This window comes from Actinomadura sp. WMMA1423 (assembly GCF_006547145.1).
GTDB lineage: Bacteria > Actinomycetota > Actinomycetes > Streptosporangiales > Streptosporangiaceae > Spirillospora.
Genome location: NZ_CP041244.1, coordinates 1,672,649 through 1,691,191 on the forward strand (window position 1 = coordinate 1,672,649; position 18,543 = coordinate 1,691,191).

At 74.3% G+C, this 18,543-nt stretch carries 14 protein-coding genes; 12 read left to right on the forward strand and 2 right to left on the reverse strand.

Annotated elements, in window-relative coordinates; genetic code table 11:
* Nucleotides 1–14 precede the first annotated feature (14 nt).
* Entirely contained in the window at nucleotides 15–374 is a 360-nt protein-coding gene (locus FKD65_RS07735; RefSeq protein WP_240810018.1) for an STAS domain-containing protein, read from the reverse strand.
* Nucleotides 371–1,690: a PP2C family protein-serine/threonine phosphatase gene (locus FKD65_RS07740; protein WP_141576821.1), complete on the reverse strand. Its 1,320-nt coding sequence runs from the start codon at nucleotides 1,688–1,690 to the stop codon at nucleotides 371–373. The genes FKD65_RS07735 and FKD65_RS07740 overlap by 4 nt, the downstream gene beginning before the upstream one ends.
* Nucleotides 1,691–1,969: 279 nt before the next feature.
* On the opposite strand from FKD65_RS07740, the gene FKD65_RS07745 reads away from it, so the two are divergent.
* The 12 genes from FKD65_RS07745 (at nucleotide 1,970) to FKD65_RS07800 (ending at nucleotide 18,533) form a co-directional block, all read left to right on the forward strand.
* Entirely contained in the window at nucleotides 1,970–6,145 is a 4,176-nt protein-coding gene (locus FKD65_RS07745) for a SpoIIE family protein phosphatase (protein WP_141576822.1), read from the forward strand.
* A complete protein-coding gene (locus tag FKD65_RS07750) occupies nucleotides 6,142–6,474 on the forward strand; it encodes an STAS domain-containing protein (RefSeq protein ID WP_141576823.1) in 333 nt (110 codons plus the stop codon). The genes FKD65_RS07745 and FKD65_RS07750 overlap by 4 nt, the downstream gene beginning before the upstream one ends.
* Nucleotides 6,475–6,541: 67 nt before the next feature.
* Entirely contained in the window at nucleotides 6,542–6,910 is a 369-nt protein-coding gene (locus FKD65_RS07755) for an STAS domain-containing protein (RefSeq protein WP_141576824.1), read from the forward strand.
* A 213-nt stretch (nucleotides 6,911–7,123) separates the two neighbouring features.
* On the forward strand, nucleotides 7,124–8,389 hold the full coding sequence (locus tag FKD65_RS07760) for a PP2C family protein-serine/threonine phosphatase (RefSeq protein ID WP_141576825.1): 1,266 nt from the start codon (nucleotides 7,124–7,126) through the stop codon (nucleotides 8,387–8,389).
* Nucleotides 8,386–10,182, forward strand: coding sequence for a CHASE3 domain-containing protein (locus tag FKD65_RS07765; protein WP_168220977.1), 1,797 nt, complete (start codon nucleotides 8,386–8,388; stop codon nucleotides 10,180–10,182). The genes FKD65_RS07760 and FKD65_RS07765 overlap by 4 nt, the downstream gene beginning before the upstream one ends.
* Entirely contained in the window at nucleotides 10,179–10,625 is a 447-nt protein-coding gene (locus tag FKD65_RS07770; protein WP_141576827.1) for a response regulator, read from the forward strand. Before FKD65_RS07765 ends, FKD65_RS07770 begins: the two co-directional genes overlap by 4 nt.
* 74 nt (nucleotides 10,626–10,699) lie before the next feature.
* Complete coding sequence (locus tag FKD65_RS07775; RefSeq protein ID WP_141586548.1) at nucleotides 10,700–11,572, forward strand: alpha/beta fold hydrolase; 873 nt, start codon at nucleotides 10,700–10,702, stop codon at nucleotides 11,570–11,572.
* Between the two features lie 161 nt (nucleotides 11,573–11,733).
* Nucleotides 11,734–12,516 carry a SigB/SigF/SigG family RNA polymerase sigma factor gene (locus FKD65_RS07780; RefSeq protein WP_240810020.1) on the forward strand — a complete coding sequence of 261 codons (783 nt, stop codon included), beginning with the start codon at nucleotides 11,734–11,736 and terminating at the stop codon, nucleotides 12,514–12,516.
* Nucleotides 12,517–12,644: 128 nt separating this feature from the next.
* Nucleotides 12,645–13,055 carry a VOC family protein gene (locus FKD65_RS07785; RefSeq protein WP_141576829.1) on the forward strand — a complete coding sequence of 137 codons (411 nt, stop codon included), beginning with the start codon at nucleotides 12,645–12,647 and terminating at the stop codon, nucleotides 13,053–13,055.
* A gap of 205 nt (nucleotides 13,056–13,260) precedes the next feature.
* Nucleotides 13,261–13,671: a ribonuclease domain-containing protein gene (locus FKD65_RS07790; RefSeq protein ID WP_141576830.1), complete on the forward strand. Its 411-nt coding sequence runs from the start codon at nucleotides 13,261–13,263 to the stop codon at nucleotides 13,669–13,671.
* Between the two features lie 15 nt (nucleotides 13,672–13,686).
* Nucleotides 13,687–14,034, forward strand: a complete 348-nt coding sequence (locus FKD65_RS07795) for a barstar family protein (protein WP_141576831.1) — start codon at nucleotides 13,687–13,689, stop codon at nucleotides 14,032–14,034.
* Between the two features lie 80 nt (nucleotides 14,035–14,114).
* Nucleotides 14,115–18,533 (forward strand): cation-translocating P-type ATPase, encoded by a 4,419-nt coding sequence (locus FKD65_RS07800; protein ID WP_141576832.1) that lies wholly within the window; start codon nucleotides 14,115–14,117, stop codon nucleotides 18,531–18,533.
* The last annotated feature ends 10 nt before the right edge of the window (nucleotides 18,534–18,543 follow it).

The following is an 18,543-nucleotide window of genomic DNA, read 5'->3' on the forward strand; positions in this document are numbered from 1 at the left end:
CCGCCCGCGCGGGCTCACCCCTCGCGCAGGGCCTTGACGGCCTCTTCGGCGGTGGCGTGGAAGGTGAAGACCTGGTCGAGCCCGGTGATCTCGAAGACCCGGGTGAGGTCGGGGTTCAGCCCGGCGAGCACGATACTGCTCTTGGCCGCCTGCGCCCGGCGGTAGCCGGCGATGAGCACGGTGATGCCCGTGGAGTCGCAGTAGTTCAGGTCGGTGACGTCGAGGACCGCGCCGCCCCCGGGGGCCAGCGGGAGGGCCTCGAGTGCCTCCCGCAGGCGCGGGGCGGTGTGGTAGTCGAGGTCTCCCGCGACGCGCAGCACGGGGACCTCCGCTCCCTCGGACGGGAGGTTGACGGTGAAGGTGTGGTCGGTCACCGAGGAGGCTCCTGTCCGGACGTTGCTGGACGGCGGGGCACGGAGAGGGCCAGCAACGCCGTGTCGTCGCTGACTCCCGCGCCCAGTTCCGTGAGAAGTTTATGGATGTTCGCCAGCAGATTATCCGCTCCATCACAGGGCGTGCTGGTCAGATGGGCGGTAAGTCCCTCGCCTCCGAGCATCGCACCGTCCGGCGTGCGGGCTTCGGTGAGGCCGTCGGTGTAGAGCAGCAGCGCGTCGCCCGGTGCGAGGCGGACCTCGGCCTTGGCGAAGCGCGGGTCGGGCAGTATCCCGATGAGCTGCCCGCCGGGCGTGTCGACGGCCTCGACCGTGCCGTCCGCGCGGACGGCCAGGGCGGGCGGGTGGCCGCCCCCGGCCAGGATCACGGAGAAGGAGCCGTCCGGCTCGGGCGCCATGACACCGACCAGGGCGGTGCAGAAGCGGGGGTCGCTCTGGTACTCGCCCTTGAGGACGGTGTCGAGGTTCCCGAGCGCCGTGCAGGGGTCGGGGTCGTAGATGGCGGCGGCGCGCAGGGTGTAGCGGGTGAGGGAGGTCAGGGCGGCGGCCTCGGCGCCCTTGCCGCACACGTCGCCGAGGAAGAACGCCCAGCGGCCGTCGTCCAGCGGGAACAGGTCGTAGAAGTCGCCGCCGACCTCGTCCCGGGAGACGGGGTGGTACGCGGCGGCCGCGTGCAGGCCCGGGACCTTGGGCAGCGCGGGCGGCAGGAGGGTGCGCTGCAGCGTGCGGACCAGGCGCTCCGCTCCGGCGCGCATGGTCCGCTCCGCGGTGATGGTGCAGATCGAGGAGAGCCGCCGCTCCAGCTCCTGCGCCACCAGCGCGGCCAGGTCGCTCAGGACGGCCAGCTGCTCCTCGGTCGCCTCGCGCGGACGGGTGTCCAGCACGCTGACGGCGCCGAGGCGGTGGCCGTCCGCGGTGGTGATCGGCGCGGCCGCGTAGAAGCGGACGCCCGGCTCGCCGTGGACGAGCGGGTTGGCCGCCGTCCTCGGGTCGTCGAGCGCGTCCGCGACGACATAGGGGGTGTCGTGCAGGATGGCGGAGGCGCACAGCCCCGGATCGCGGGCGATCTGCGAGACGCCGGGCAGCCCGTGGGCGGCCTTGAACCAGATGCGGTCGCCGTCCACGACGGTCACGCCGGCCATGGGCGTGCCGCAGCTGCGCGCGGCCAGGGAGGCGATGATGTCGAACGTGCCGTCGGGCGGGGTGTCGAGTATCCGGTAGCGGCGGACGGCCGCGAGCCGCTCCCGTTCGCCGGGGGGAGCGGGCGCGGGGTCGAGGTGGCGGGCGGGGTCCGTCACCGTCACCTCCTGTAGTGGGGACCGGGGCCGGCGGCAGTCCCGCCAGAAAAAGGGCTTTACCCTATTTGTACTGCTTATCACCTCGACCGCGACCCGGACGGCCGCCGGCGGCGGCGGAGGGGGTGCGCCGTGCGGGACGCGCCGCGCCGGGCGTCCGGTACCGGGGAAACGGTTGTTGCCTCCGGGCTATCGGGGGTAAAGGGTTGGCCATGCGGTGTGCGGACGCGCGGGGCGTCCGTCCGATGCGGTGGGTGATCACCTGAGCGAAAGAGGGGTGCGGTGGCGCTATCGGAGGACCCCGGACGTGCCGAGTCCGCGGGACGCGAGCCGCGGGCGGGGACCGGCGTCTTCTCCGCCGACGGGGAGATCGGCCGGGATCTCGCCGCGGTGGACTGGACGGCGACCCCGCTGGGACCGCCGGACGGCTGGCCCCAGAGCCTGCAGACGGCGGTCGACATCCTGCTGTCGTCGCGGTTCTCGATGTGGATGGCCTGGGGCCCGGAGCTGACGTTCTTCTGCAACGCCGCCTACCGCCGCGACACGCTCGGACGAAAGTACCCGTGGGCGCTCGGGCGGCCGGCCCGCGAGGTGTGGAACGAGATCTGGAGCGACATCGGGCCGAGGATCGACACGGTGCTCGGCACGGGGGAGGCCACCTGGGACGAGGGGCTGCTGCTGTTCCTCGAGCGGTCGGGGTACCCCGAGGAGACCTACCACACCTTCTCCTACAGCCCGCTCCGCGACGACAGCGGCGGCGTGGTCGGGATGCTCTGCGTGGTCAGCGAGGAGACCGAGCGGATCATCGGCGACCGGCGGATGACCACGCTGCGCGAGCTCGGGTCCGACCCCAGCGTGGTCCGGACCGAGCAGGAGACGCTCGCCTTCGCCGACCGGCAGCTCGACCGCAACCGCGAGGACCTGCCCTTCACACTGACGTACCTGTTCCGGGACGGCGGGTCCGCGCGGCTCGCGGGCGCGACCGGCATCGCCCGCGACCATCCGGCCGCCCGTGCCGAACTTCCGGCGGACGAACCGGACGGAACCTGGCCCACGGCGGCGCTGGCCCGGGGAGAATCGGTGCTGATGCAGCTCGACGATCCCCGGTTCGGGGTCCTGCCCTCCGGGACCTGGACCCAGCCCCCCGACCAGGCGCTGGTGGCGCCGCTGCTGCGGCAGGGCCGCGCGCCGTACGGGTTCCTTGTGGCCGCGCTGAACCCCTACCGCCAGCTCGACGAGGGCTACCGCGGCTTCGTGGAACTGGCCGCCGGCCACATCGCGGCGGGCATCGGCAGCGCCCGCAGCTACCAGGCGCAGCGGCGGCGCGCCGAGGAGCTCGCCGAGCTCGACCGCGCCAAGACCACGTTCTTCTCCAACATCAGCCACGAGTTCCGCACCCCGCTGACCCTGATCATGGGCCCGGTGCAGGAACTGCGCACGAGGCTCGAGGGCGCCGACGACCAGGTGCGCCAGGAGCTGGACGTCATCCACCGCAACGGGCTGCGCCTGGGCAGGCTCGTCAACTCCCTGCTGGACTTCTCCCGCATCGAGGCCGGCCGGATGCAGGCGCGCTACGAGCCGGTCGACCTGCCCGAGGTCACCGCCGAGCTCGCCAGCGTCTTCCGCTCCGCCGTGGACAAGGCGGGCCTCGGCTTCGTCGTCGAGTGCGAGCCGCTCCCCGCGCCGGTGTACGTCGACCGCGACATGTGGGAGAAGGTGATCCTGAACCTGCTCAGCAACGCGCTGAAGTTCACCTTCGACGGGTCGATCCATGTCCGGGTGGCCGTCGAGGACGGGATGGCGCAGGTGACGGTGGCCGACACCGGGGTCGGTGTCGCCGCCGACGAGGTCCCCCGGCTGTTCGAGCGGTTCCACCGCGTCGAGAACACCCGTGCCCGCTCCAACGAGGGCAGCGGCATCGGCCTGGCCCTGGTCAAGGAGCTCGTCGCCCTGCACGGCGGGTCCATCACCGCCGCCAGCAGCGAAGGCGAGGGCACCGGCTTCACCATCCGGCTGCCGTTCGGGAGCGAGCACCTGCCCCCGGACGCCGTCGCCCCGCCGCGCTCGACCACGGCGGCGTCGGTCACCGCCGACCCCTACGTCCAGGAGGCGCTGCGCTGGCTGCCCGCCGAGCACCCCGGCGGCGACCCGAACTCCACCGACCCGACCCCGCCCGAGCCGATCCCGGCACTCGGCCCCGAGGTCCCCGCACGGGTGCTGGTCGCCGACGACAACGCCGACATGCGCGAGTACCTCAGCCGGCTGCTGCGCGGCGCCGGCTACCAGGTCGACGCCGTCGCCGACGGCCGGGCCGCCCTGGAGGCGATCCGCGGGACCGCCTTCGACATGGTGGTCAGCGACGTGATGATGCCGTACGTGGACGGGCTGCAACTGGTCGCCGCGCTGCGCGGCGACCAGCGCACCGCCGCCCTGCCGGTGCTGCTGCTGTCGGCCCGCGCGGGGCAGGAGGCCTCGATCGAGGGCCTGCGGGCGGGCGCCGACGACTACCTGCTCAAGCCCTTCGCCGCCGCGGAGCTGCTGGCCCGCGTGCGGGCGAACGTGGAGCTGGCCCGGCTGCGGAGCCACCACGCCCGCTGGCGCACCGCGCTCGTCGACTCCATGCAGGAGGCGTTCTTCGTCTGCGACGAGGAAGGCTCCTGCATCGAGTTCAACACCGCTTTCACCGACATCCTCGGCTACGAGGCCGCCGGGCTGCCCTATCCCCCGGAGCCCCCCTGGTGGCCGGACGAGAAGGCCGACCCCGAGGCGCGCCGGGTGGTCACCGCCGCCTTCGACGACATGCTGGTCCAGGAACGCGGCACCTGCAACGTCCCCCTTCGCCACCGCGACGGGCACCGGGTCTGGGTCAGCATGGCCTACAACCACGTCCACGACCCCGAGACCGGGCGGCGCGTCATCGTCGGGACCTTCCGGGACGTCACGGCCGACCACTACGCCATCCAGCGCGAGAGCGCCCTCGCGGCCCTCAGCATGCGGCTCACCGAGGCCGTGAACCTGCCCGGCACCCTGGCCGGCGCGCTGGAGGAGCTGCGCGGCCTCTGGTACGCCGAGCGCGTGCTCGCCGCCGTCTTCACCGGCGACGAGCCCGAGCTGACCTCGACCGAGCCGGGGCTGACCTGGCAGGACCTGCCCGAGGAGCGCCGCGTGCGGCTGGCAGCGCTGCGCGAGCACCCGACCCTCACCCCCGTCGCCGAGCACCCCACCGCGATCACGCTCGAACACCCGCACGGGACACTGGTCCTCTGGATCGAGCTGGACGACCGCCGCCCCTTCACCGACCAGGACGCGCTGCTGCTGTCCCTGCTGGCCGGGCGCCTCGCCCAGGGGCTGTCCCGCGCCAACCTGATCGACCAGCAGCGCGAGACCGCCCTGGCCCTCCAGCGCGCCATCCTCGGCCCGTCCGAGCTGCCCGACGGGTTCGCCGTCCGCTACGAGCCCGCGGCGCGGCCGCTGGAGGTCGGCGGCGACTGGTACGACATCTTCGCCCTCCCCGACGGCCGCATCGGCATCATCGTGGGCGACTGCGTCGGCCGGGGGCTGGAGGCGGCCACCGTCATGGGCCAGCTGCGCAGCGCCTCCCGGGCCCTCCTGCTGCAGGACGCCGGGCCGGCCCGGACCCTCATGGCCCTGGACCGCTTCGCCGCGGGCATCCCCGGCGCGCGGTGCTCCACCGTCTTCTGCGGCGTCCTCGACCCCGCGACGGGCGAGCTGACCTACTCCAGCGCCGGGCACCCGCCCGCCATCCTCGCCCGGGCGGACGGCAGCACCGAGCTGCTCGAAGGGGGCCGGTCCGTCCCGATCGCCGCCGGCGCCCCGCGGCCGAGGCCCGACGCCGCGACGACCATCCCGGCCCGCGGCACCGTCCTGCTGTACACCGACGGCCTGGTGGAACGCCGCCGCCGCTCCCTGAACGACGGCATCCGGCAGGTCGGCCACGCCGTCCAGGACGGCCGAGAGCAGGGAGTCGACGAGCTCGCCACCTTCATCATGACGAGCCTGGCCCCGCCGGACGGCTACGACGACGACGTCGCGCTCATGCTCTACCGGCACCCCGCGCCGCTCGACGTGAGCTTCCCCGCCGAGTCCTCGCAGCTCGCCCCCCTGCGGGAGGCGCTGCGCGGCTGGCTCGCCCAGTGCCAGCTCCCCCGCCGCACCGCCCAGGGCGTCCTCGTGGCCGCCGGCGAGGCGTGCGCGAACGCCGTCGAGCACGGCCGCGCCGCCGGGGGCGTGCACACCGTCCGGCTGCGGGCCGAGGCCTTCGTCGACCAGCTGCATCTGACCATCGCCGACACCGGCCGCTGGAAGCCGCCCGGCGGGGACGCCGACCTCAACCGCGGGCGCGGTACCGCCCTGATGCGCGCGCTGATGAGCAAGCTCACGATCACGCCCGGACCGGACGGCACCACCGTTCACATGCACACCAGGATTGGCTCATGAGCACACCCCTGACCCTCACGACCGCGCGGCGCCCGGACGGGAGGGCGCTCGTGACGGCCGCCGGCGAGATCGACATGAGCAACAGCGGGGACCTCGCCGCCGTGCTGGACACCGCGCACGAGGAGAGGGGCGAACTCGTCCTGGACCTCACCGCGGTCGAGTACCTTGATAGCGCTGGACTGAGCGTTCTGTTCGCCCACGCGGAACATCTCGAACTGATCGCTCCGCAGCTCCTGGAACCGGTGCTGACCCTCTCCGGGCTTCCGGAGCTGGCCACCGTCCACCTCGCTCCGCCCGAGACCGCGCCGCCGGAGACCGACCGCATCTGACCTCCCGGCTCCCCGGAGGCGCCGGGCCCCGACCCAGAGGAAACGGAAGCTACGTGAAGGCAACGGCATGGCCGAGGTGACCGGCCACGCGCGGGACGGCCGCACGGTGATCACGATGACCGGGGACCTGGCCCTGGACACCGCGCAGCAGGCCGAGCAGCAGATGCGCCGGCTGCGCAGCGAGCACGGCGAGCACCTGGTGCTCGACCTGAGCGGCCTGCGGTACCTGGACTCGGTGGGCCTCAGCCTGCTGATGCGGTTCTACCTGGCGGCCGAGGGGCGCGGTGGAAGCGCCGTGCTGGCCGGGCCGCTGCAGGACGCGGTCCGGCGCGTCCTGCAGATCACGCACGTCGACGAGCGCCTGACCATCCACCCGACCCTCGACGACGCGCTGGCCGGCGCGCGGCCGCCCGGCGCCGACGTCCGGAGGAACTGAGGCCGCCCGCCGGTCCGCGCGCGGCGCGGCGGACCACCCCTGCGGGCCCTGCCCCGACGGGTGGCCGCCCCCGGTACATTACGGTCGCGGCCTGGCAGGCCGTGCGGGCACCGTGCGCCGAGCGCGGTGCGCCGCGGATGCATATTTGCCATAAGGCAACTACTATCGGCGCGGCACCGGCGGGGCGGAGGGCGAGAGGCGGTGGACGGACTGATGTCGCATGGTCTCGGGGCGGCCGGCCTTGAGGCGTCCTCTCCCGCGCTGCCCGGGCCGCGGGTACCGGTCCCGGTCTACGGCGCCGCCGGCGGCGGGCCGGAGCTCGGGCCGCTGCGCGTGCTGCTGGTCGAGGACGACTCCGCCGACGCGATCCTGGTCGAGGACACGCTGGCCGACACCGGGCTGCGCGCGGCGCTGCAGTGGGTGCGCTCGCTTCCCGAGGCGCGGGGCCCGCTGTCCGCGCAGCCCATGCCCGACTGCGTGCTGCTGGACCTGAACCTCGGCGAGTCGCAGGGGCTGGCGGTGCTCCGGCAGGTGCTGGAGTGGGCGCCCGGCGCCGCGGTGGTGGTGCTGACCGGCCTCGCCGAGTCGCAGGCGGGCAGCGCCGCGCTGGCAGCCGGGGCGCAGGACTACCTCTCCAAGGACCAGCTCGAGTCGGACCGGCTCGGCCGGGCGATCCGCTACGCGGTGCAGCGGCGCCAGGTCCAGCAGGCGGTCGCGGCGCTCCAGGTCGAGCAGATGCGGGCCCAGGAGAACGCCCGGCTGGAGCGGGGCCTCCTGCCGCGCCCCCGCGTGTCCAACCCGCGGCTGCGGATCGTCGCGCGCTACCGGCCCGGGCGGGCGCACTCCCTGCTGGGCGGGGACTTCTACGACGTGGTGGAGACCGGCGACGGACTGGTGCACGCCGTGATCGGGGACGTGGCCGGCCACGGCCCCGCCTCCGCGGCCCTCGGGGTCAGCCTCCGGGTGGCGTGGCGCTCCTTCGTGCTGGCCGGGACCCGCGGAGCCCGGGTGCTCGAACTGCTGGAGGAGCTGCTGTCCGGGGAGGAGGGCGGCTCGGAGATGTTCGTCACCCTCACCACGGCGACGCTGTTCCCCGATCGCCCGGTGGCAGAGGTCGTCCGCGCCGGCCACCCCGGTTTCCTGTTGCACGGGCGCAGCGAGGTCCGGCTGGTCGAGCCGCCGGGGGGCCTCGGCGTGGGCATGGTGCCCGGCCTCGCCACCTGGCGCGAGCACGAGGTGCCGCTGCCGCCCGGCTCCTCGCTCGTCCTGTTCACCGACGGGCTGTTCGAAGGCCAGATCGACTCCGGCGGCCGCCGCCTGGACCTCACAGGTCTGCTCCGGCTCGCCCAGAGCCACCGCACACGCTCCCCCGACGACTTCGTCGACACACTGATCACCGATGTCGAGGCGGCCTCGCTCCAGCACGGCGGCCTGGACGACGACGTCGCGGTCCTACACCTTGGATGGACTCCCGCATGAGCACTCCGCCCCTGACGGCGCCCGACGCCGAGACGGCCGAACCCGCCGCTCTCACCGCGCCGGCGCCGGCGACCGATCCCCCGCGGCGGCCCGGACCGACGGTCCGGGCGTGGTTCATGCTGGCCGCGCTGCTGATCGTCGTGCTCACCGTCACCGGCGGCGTGGTGGTCCACAACCTGCTGGAGGAGACCGCGGCGGGCTCCGACCGGCTGGTGGACCGGATCGCGCCGGCGCAGGTCGAGGCGAGCCGGATGCAGATGGCCATGCTCAACCAGGAGACCGGCGTGCGCGGGTACGCCCTGACGGGCGACCGGCAGTTCCTGCGGCCCTACACCGACGGGCTGGCCACCGAGCAGGAGTCCCTCGCGCGGCTGCGGCGGCTGCTGGCCGACGAGCCGGAACTGCGCGCCGACCTCGACGCCACCCAGCGGACCATCGGCGTGTGGCGCCGTGACTACGGCACCGTCGTGATCGACCAGGTCGGCGAGCAGGGGCCCGGCGGGGGCGCCGCCACCACCACGGCCCGCGGCAAGCCCGCCTTCGACGCCGTCCGCGCCACCTGGGCGATCCAGAACCGCCACCTGGCCGAGGTCCGCGCCGAGAGCCGCGCCGATCTCCGCCACACCCGCGCGGTGCGGGACTGGACGCTGACCTCCCTGTTCATCGCGCTGCTGGCGACCGCGGTACTGCTGGCCGCCCTGCTGCACTACGCCGTGGACCGGCCGCTGCGCATGCTGCGCACCGCCTCGCGGCGCGTCGCCGAGGGCGACTTCACCCACGTCATCGGCGCGCACGGGCCCGCCGACGTGCGCGACGTGGCCCACGCCGTGGAGGCGATGCGCGGCCGGATCACGATGGCCCTGGAGAGGTCCACCGAGCGCGAGCGCCTGCTGCAGAGCCAGACCGCGGAGCTGGACGCGCAGACGGTGGAGCTGCGCCGCTCCAACGCCGAGCTGGAGCAGTTCGCCTACGTCGCCAGCCACGACCTCCAGGAACCGCTGCGCAAGGTCGCCTCGTTCTGCCAGCTGCTGGAGCGCCGCTGCGGCGACCAGCTCGACGAGCGGGGCCACCAGTACATCGCCTTCGCGGTGGACGGCGCCAAGCGGATGCAGGTGCTGATCAACGATCTGCTGACCTTCTCCCGGGTCGGCCGGCTGCACCAGCACCAGCGGACGCTCTCGCTGAGCGACCCGCTCGACCAGGCGCTGGCCAACCTCGACGGCGCCGTCACCGAGGCCGGCGCCCGCGTCGACAGGCCGGACGACCTGCCCGAGGTCACCGCGGACCCGACGCTCATGGTGATGCTGTGGCAGAACCTGCTCGGCAACGCGGTCAAGTTCCGCTCCCCCGACCGCGACGCGGTGGTCCGCGTCACGTGCGAGCGGGAGGACGGGTTCTGGCACCTGACCGTCACCGACAACGGGATCGGCATCCCCGGCGAGTACGCCGACAAGATCTTCGTCATCTTCCAGCGGCTGCACAGCCGCGAGGCCTACGCCGGCACCGGCATCGGCCTGGCGCTGTGCAAGAAGATCGTCGAGTACCACGGCGGCCGGATCTGGCTCGACCCCGACCTCGACGAGGGCTCCCGCTTCCACTTCACCCTTCCGGTCGAAGAGCGGACCGAGCAGCCCGGCGAGCCGGAACAGCAGTCCGACCGGTCCGACCAGTCCTCCGGCACGGCGGCCCCCGCCGCCGACCGCGCCCCGGACGACGCCGCCGCGGCCGAGCCCGGCACGCCCGACGCCGGCGCCCCGTCCCCGACCACCGATCTCCAAGGAGCCAGTTCGTGACCAGCACCGCCGTCCAGCCCATCACCGTCCTGCTGGTCGAAGACGACCCCGGTGACGAACTGATGACCCGCGAGGCCTTCGAGCACAACAAGGTCGGCAACACCCTGCACGTCGTCCGCGACGGCGCGGAGGCGCTCGACTTCCTCTACCGGCGCGGCGAGCACCCGGAGGCGCCCCGCCCCGACCTGGTCCTGCTCGACCTCAACCTGCCCAAGCGCGACGGGCGCGAGGTCCTCGAAGAGATCAAGACCGACCCGGAGCTGGCGTCCATCCCGGTGGTGGTGCTGACCACGTCGTCGGCCGAGGAGGACATCCTGCGCAGCTACAAGCTGCACGCCAACGCCTACGTCACCAAGCCCGTCGACTTCGACCAGTTCATCAAGGCCATCCAGCAGATCGACGACTTCTTCGTCACCGTCGTCCGGCTCCCCACCCGCCGCTGACCGGGCCCGCTCCTTCGCCGCGGCCGGGCCCGGTGCCCGCGGTTGGCGGGGCGCGGCGCGGGTAGTGCGCCGTGGTGTTCTTCGACGGCTTCACACTCGACCGGATCGACGTCGGTGAGGTCACGCTGCGGGTGCGGCACGGCGGGACGGGGGCGCCCTTGCTGCTGCTGCACGGCCACCCCCGGACGCATGCCACCTGGCACAAGGTCGCTCCACTCCTCGCGCAGCGGTTCCGTGTCGTGTGTCCCGATCTGCGCGGCTACGGTCAATCGTCCAAACCCCTGACCGACGCCGACCACGCGCCGTACTCCAAGCGCGCGATGGCCGCGGACATGCTCGCCCTGATGCGGGCGCTCGGCCACGACGTGTTCGCCGTCGCGGGGCACGACCGAGGCTCGCTCGTGGCGTTCCGGACGGCGATGGACCACCCGGCGGCGGTCACCGCGCTGATCGCCATGGACGGGCTCCCGGTGGTCGAGCACCTGGAGCGCTGCGACGCCCGGTTCGCGGCGCAGTGGTGGCACTGGTGGTTCTTCGGGCAGACGGACAAGCCCGCGGAGCGGGTCATCAGCGCCGACCCCGACGCCTGGTACACCGCCACGGCCGAGCACATGGCCCCCGAGGCCTGGGACGACTTCCGCGAGGCGATCCACGACCCGGCGACCGTGCACGGCATGCTGGAGGACTACCGGGCCGGCCTCGGAATCGACCGCCGGCACGACGAGGAGGACCGCCGCGCCGGCCGCCGCGTCCAGTGCCCGACGCTGGTGCTGTGGTCCTCCCGTGACGACCTCGAGGACCTCTACGGCGACCCGGTGAAGATCTGGCGGGACTGGGCGGACGACGTCCGCGGCCGTCCCGTCGACTCCGGCCACCACATGGCCGAGGAGGCCCCGGAGGCCGTGGCCTCCGCGATCGGCGCCTTCCTCGATCCGCACGTCTCCTAGGACCGCGGCCGCCACACCGTGTGAGCCCGCCGATACCGGGTAGGGACCGCATCGGCGAATTGTTGCCTAGTGCAAGGATCATGGCGGTCGCGCGGGCACCGCCCCCCGCCCGAGGACGACTCGACAGGTCGTGCGCCGCGCGCCGCGGGAAGAGGCGATCATTGGCAGAGGACAGGCGCGCATCGATCGACCGGCGTACCCACGTGCTCCTGGAGCGGCTGCACCGGCTCCGCTCGGACGATCCCGCCCGCGAGCGGCTCCGCACCGAGATCGTCACGCTGAACACCGCCCTCGTGCGCAGCGTCGCACGCCGCTACGCCGGGCGCGGCGAACCGGTGGAGGACCTCGAGCAGGCCGCCTATGTGGGCCTCGTCTCCGCCATCAACCGGTTCGACCCGACCCGGGGCATCCGCTTCCTCGCCTACGCCTACCCGGTGGTGACGGGGGAGGTCCGGCGGCACTTCCGCGACCGGACCTGGGGCGTCAAGGTCTCGCGGCGCATGCAGGAGCTGCGCCCGATGCTGCACCGGGCCATGACCGACTTCACCGCCGCGCACGGCCGCTCCCCCACCGCCGCGGAGCTCGCCGACCGGCTCGGCGTCGACCTGGAGGAGACGCTCGACGCGCTGACGGCCAGCGAGGCCTACCGGCCGCTGTCCCTGGACGCCCCCTCCGGCGGCGCCGAGGAGGACGGCCCAGGCACGCTGGGCGACACCCTGGGAGCCGACGACCCCGACCTGGAGGGAATCGTGGACGCCCACACGCTCCGGCCGCTGCTGGACGGGCTTCCCCAGCGCGAGCGCACCATCGTGCTGCTGCGGTTCTTCGGCAACGAGACCCAGTCCCAGATCGCCGCGCGACTGGGCCTGTCACAGATGCACGTCTCCCGGCTCCTCGCCCAGACCCTGGAGCGGCTCCGCCGGGGACTGCTCGCCGGCGCATAGACCCTCCGCGCGGGCCGCGCGCCGCGGACGCCGCTCCGGCCCGCTCATGGCGATGCTCTGGCGGGCCATGGCGAGACCCATGATGTGTCGAGGCGCGCGGCTGAAGGTGCCGCGGCTAGCGTGATCGCATGGACATCACCATTCACACCACCTTCCTCCCCCATGACGACCCGGACGCCTCGCTGGCCTTCTTCCGCGACGCGCTCGGCTTCGAGGTCCGCAGCGACGTCGGCGGCGGCAGGATGCGCTGGATCACGGTCGGCCCGCCCCATCAGCCGGACACCTCCATCCTGCTCGCGCCGCCGGCCACCGATCCCGGCGTCACCGACGACGAGCGCCGCACCATCGCCGAGATGATGGCCAAGGGCACCTACGGCTGGATCCTGCTCGCCACCCCGGACCTCGACGGCGCCTTCGACAAGGTCCGGGCCGCGGGCGCCGAGATCGTCCAGGAGCCGACCGAGCAGCCGTACGGGATGCGCGACTGCGCCTTCCGCGACCCCGCGGGCAACATGATCCGCATCAAGGAGCTGCGCTGACCTGGCCGGGGGGCACAGGTGTCCGCTTCATTCGTTCGAATCCGGAGCCGGGCGGTCGCGGGCTGTTCATAGAAACTTGACGGCTTTGTCTCGACTGCGCCTTATGCACAAGGTCATCATTGCGGCGTTCGCCCCGGCTCCGGCACCGCCCGGTCCGGGGGAGGCCGTCCCCATCCGGGGACGCACTCGTTCGTAGGAGGTACCTGTGCTCAGGCAGCGCTCCCGGCCGTCCTGGACGAAACGAACCGCCGCCACCCTGGTGGCCGCGGCATGCGCGACGGGCGTCACCGCCAACGTCCCGGCAAGCGCGACGGTCTACGGCTCCTGCACGATCTCACGCTGCTCCGACGGCCGCTACGCCGCCTCGTTGTGGGCCGGGAAGGGATGGCCATCCGGCTCGGGCTGGTACACCTGGCCCGACGGGCTGTACAACTACACCGGCGGGGTGTACCACAACTACGACGGCCAGCTGCCGTCCAGCGCCACCTACCACGAGTACGACGTGTACTCGCGGAACAAGGGCGCCTCCCGCGACGCCTACCGGATCGTCCACGGCAGCACCGGCACCGTCTACTTCTCCCCGGACCACTACTCCAACTTCTACAAGATCTCCTAGAACGGAACCCGTCCGATGACCTCGCCGCCGCCGTGGTTGACGCTGACCAGTGACCCGGTGCGGGCCGACGTCGACGGGCACGACTGCCGGACCCGCGCCGCCTTCTTCCGGGAGGCGGCGCGGGCCCTCGGCTTCCCCGACTACTTCGGCCACAACTGGGACGCGTTCCTGGACTGCCTGCGCGACCTCGACGGACCCGCCTTCACCGTGGCGCGCGCCGACGAACTCCTCGCGGACGAGGACCCGCGGGAGCTGGCGGTCCTCCTGGAGATCCTGTCCGCGCAGCAGCCGTCCGCGACCTTCGCCGCCGCCCCCGACCGCATGCCCGCCCTGCGCACCCGCCTGGCCGCCGCACTCCCTTGACCAGGTCACGGGGGCGGTGAAGTTCCGCAAACAGGTTTTGACACGCGCTTAGGCCTTGGTTGAGGGGTTAGGGCAGCGTCATGGCCCTTGACTTCCTGCGACGCGGCCTGGCGGCCGCCGGCGGCCTCCCGGGCGGAGGAACCGTCGTCTCCGCGGCGGACCTTGCGGGGACTCTGGGGAGCCGTGCGGCGTCCGTGCCCATCGGGCAGACGAGACGTGCGCTCGGCGGTGTCGAGAGCATGGTGGGGCGGGCCCTACGCCCCGCGCGGACCGTCCACAGGTATCCGGAGCGGCTCCACATCGAGCTCCGCCATCTCCACAAGGCCGGCAGGCACTCCGAGGCGCGGGCGCTGGAGCACGCCATCGAAGGGCTCCCCGACGTCCGCTGGGCGCGGGTCAACACGGCGCTGGGGCGGTTGATCGTCCATGTGTCCGACGAGGTCTCACCGGAGACCGTGCTGGAGGTCGTCGAGACGCTGGACGCGGTCCTGGAGGGCGAGGAGCCCGGCGCGGGCCGCTTCGCGGCGCCGCCGACGGCGCTGGCCCTCGGCGCCGACCTGGTGGGGCTCACGATCACGGGGACGCAGTGGGCGCTCGGGCGGGCTCCGCTGCCGTCCGAGCTCTCCGGACTGGTGGCGTTCGCGGACACGGTGCCGCTCCTGCGCGGGGTTCTGGCGCGGAGCGTCCCGGGTGCGCCGGTCGAGCGGTGGCTGCCGCTGACCCAGGCCGCCGTGCAGGCCTTCGCGCCCGGCGGGTCCGGGCTGTCGGTCGACGTGGCGCAGCGGCTGTGGCAGCGCCGCGAGGCCGCCGCCACCGGCCGGCTGTGGCGGCTCGCCGAAGCGGAGCTGACCGGCGACCCCGAGCTGGCCGGATGCACCGCCGCCCCGGCCGGGCGCTCGCGGGAGCTGCCCGAGGGGCCGCCGGAACGGCACGCGGGCCGGATGCTCGCCGTCGGCCTCGGGGGGCTCGCGCTCGGCGGGCTCCTGACCGGCAGCGCTCGCCGCGCGCTGGACGTCGGCGTCTCCGCGGTGCCGAAGGCGCCCCACGCCGCGCGCGAGGTCTTCGCGGCCGAGCTCGACACCCGCCTCGCCGGGCGGGGAGTGCTGGCCGTGGACCCGGCGGCGCTGCGCCGCCTCGACCGGATCGACACGGTGGTGCTGGACGCCGACGTCCTCCAGACCGGTGACCTGGTGGTGGACGAGGTCGCCCTGCTCGGGAAGGCCGCGGAGGGCGAGGTGGCCGAGCGCGTCCACGCGCTGTTCGACCCCGGGGCGCCGGACAAGGTCCGGAAGGCGGCCGGATGGACTCTGGGGCCGGTCGGGCGCGTGCTGCCGGACGGGAAGGTCCCGGCCAAGGGCAGGGCTCTCCTCCAGGGACCCGGTCCGGTGCTGGCCCTGGCCGAGAAGGGACGGCCGCGCGCCCTCATCCGCATGCGCCGCTCGCTGCGGGACGAGACGAACGCCCTGGTGACCGCCGCGCGGGAGGCCGGTGTGAAGGTCGTGCTGGCCGGTCCCGGCGTCGAGCTGCCGGTCCCTCCGGACGCCACCGCGCCCGGCGGCGCGGACCTCGCCGCCGCCGTCCGCGGGCTGCAGGAGGACGGCGCGTGCGTCCTGCTGGTCTCGGGCGACCCCGGGGCGCTCGCCGCGGCCGACCTCGGCGTGGCGGTCCGGGCGGACGGCGCGCCGCCGCCGTGGGGCGCGCACCTGATGGTCCTGCGGGACCAGGCCGCCGCCGCCCACGTCGTCGAGGCGGTCGCCGCCGCGCGCCGCGTCAGCGAGCGGGGCGTCACGCTCGCGTGGTCGGGCACCGGCGTGGCCGCGCTGCTCGCCCTCACCGGGCCGCCCGGAAGGGCGGCGGACCGCGCCCTGGCGGCCGTCAACGGCGCGGCGGCCCTGGGCATGGTCCACGGCGCCTGGACGGCCCGCGAGGTGATGCGGCACGTTCCCGCGCCGCCGCTGCCGTCCACGCCGTGGCACGCCATGCCCGTGGAGGCGGTGCTGGACCGCCTGGACAGCGGTGCCGAGGGGCTCTCGGGCGACGAGGCGCGCGCTCGCGGCACGCGCGGCCCGGGCCGCGAGGGGGGCCGCCGTCCGCTGCTGCGCGCCGTGGCCGAGGAACTGGCCAACCCCCTCACGGCGGTGCTGGCCGCGGGCGCCGCCGGCGCCGCCGCGGTCGGGTCGCCGGCCGACGCCGCGCTCGTCGCCGCGACCATCGGCGTGTCCGGGCTGGTCGGCGGGCGGCAGCGGGTCTCCGCCGACGGGATCATCGCGAGGATCTCGGCCCGGTCCGGGGAGCCGGTCCGCGTGCTGCGGGACGGCGAGGAGACCCGGGTTCCGGCGAGACGGCTCGTCCGCGGCGACGTCCTGGTGCTCACCGCGGGAGACGCGGTCCCGGCCGACTGCCGGATCGTCACCGCGAACGGGCTGGAGGCCGACGAGTCCTCGCTCACCGGCGAGTCCCTCCCGGTGGCCAAGGACGCGGAGCCGACCCTGGCCCGGCACCTCGCCGAACGCCGCTGCATGCTCTACGAGGGCACCACGATCGCCGCCGGGGACTGCACCGCCGCGGTGGTCGCGCTCGGCGACGCCACCGAGAGCGGGCGGGCCATGGCCGCGTCGCTGGCCGCGGGCTCCTCCCCCAGCGGCGTGGAGGCCCGCCTCAAGCAGATCACCGAGGCCACCACGCCGATGGCGGTCGGCGCGGCCCTCGGCGTCGTCACCTCCGGCCTGCTGCGCGGCGGCCCGCTGCGCCGCGCGCTGTCCGAGGGCGTCACGCTGGCCGTCGCGTCCGTCCCGGAGGGGCTCCCGCTGCTGGTCAGCGCCGCCCAGGTGGCCGCGATCCGGCGGCTCGCCGAACGGGGGATCTTCGTCCGCGACCCGCGGACCATCGAGACGCTCGGCCGGGTCGACGTCCTGTGCTTCGACAAGACCGGAACCCTGACCGAAGGGCGCATCACCCTGGCCCGCATCGCCGACCACCGCCGTGAGGGCGACGCCGCGAAGCCGGACGATCCGCTCCGCGGCGTCCTCGCCGCCGCCCTGCGCGCCACGCCGGTCCCCGCCAACGGGCGGCACAGCCACGTCACCGACGCCGCCGTGGACGAGGGCGCCTCGCGGGCGGGCGTGGACCGCGACTTCGGCGGGGCCTGGAAGCAGATCCACAGCATGCCGTTCGAGCCGTCGCGCGCGTTCCACGCGACGCTCGGCTCGTCCGACGGTGAACGGACGGTCTTCGTCAAGGGGGCCCCGGAGGTCGTGCTCCCGCTCTGCGCCCGCACTCCGGACGGGGAACTGGACCGCGCCGCCCGGCGGCGCCTGCGCGGGCGCGTCGAGAAGCTCGCGTCCAGCGGCCACCGCGTCCTCGCCGTCGCCGAGCGCCGGATGCCGGACGGCAGCGAGACGGTCGGCGAGGACGAGGTGACCGGCATGACCTTCCTCGGGCTGCTCGGACTCGCCGACACCGTCCGCGCCACCGCCGCGCCCGCCGTCGCCGACCTGCGCGCCGCCGGCGTCCAGATCATCATGCTGACCGGCGACCATCCGGCGACCGCCGCGGCGATCGCCGACCAGGTCGCCGGCGGCGGCGTCGAGCACCGCGTCATCACCGGCGACGAGATCGACCGGCTCGACGACGACGCTCTGTCGGACGCCCTGGTCGGCGTGGACGTGGTGGCCCGGTGCACTCCCGTCCACAAGGTCCGCGTCGTGCGCGCGCTGCGCGGCCGCGGCCGCATCGTCGCCATGACGGGCGACGGCGCCAACGACGCCGCCGGGATCCGCCTCGCCGACGTGGGCATCGCGCTCGGCGAGCGCGGCACGGCCGCGGCGCAGGCGTCGGCGGACCTGATCGTCGCCGACGACCGGCTGGAGACGATCATCTTCGGGCTGGTGGAGGGGCGCGCCATGTGGGCGTCGGTCCGCGAGGCCCTCGCCATCCTCGTCGGCGGCAACCTCGGCGAGATCGCCTTCACCCTGATCGGCTCCCTGCTGACCGGCCGCGCCCCGCTGTCGGCCCGCCAGATGCTGCTGATGAACATGCTCACGGACCTGGCCCCCGCCCTGGCCGTGGCCGTCCGCGTCCCCACCGACGAGGCCACCACGGTGCTGCTGTCGGAGGGCCCGGAGACCTCGCTCGGCTCCGCCCTGACCCACGACATCGCGCACCGCGCGGCCGTGACGACGCTCGGCGCCCTGGCCGGGTGGCTGGCGGGGCGCTTCACCGGCCCGGCCGTACGCGCCCGCACCATCGGCATGGTCGCGCTCATCGGCACCCAGCTCGCCCAGACGCTCAGTGCGGGCCACAACGACCGCGCCGTCCTGCTCAGCGCGCTCGGCTCGGCCGCCCTCCTGGCGCTCATCGTCCAGACGCCCGTCGTCAGCGGCTTCTTCGGCTGCGTCCCCCTCGACCCGGTCGCCTGGGCCACCGCCGCGGCCGCCATCGCCGGGGCGATGCTGGCGAGCCGCCTCCTCCCGGCCGCCGACCGGCACTCCGCCCCCTGACAGGCGCGCG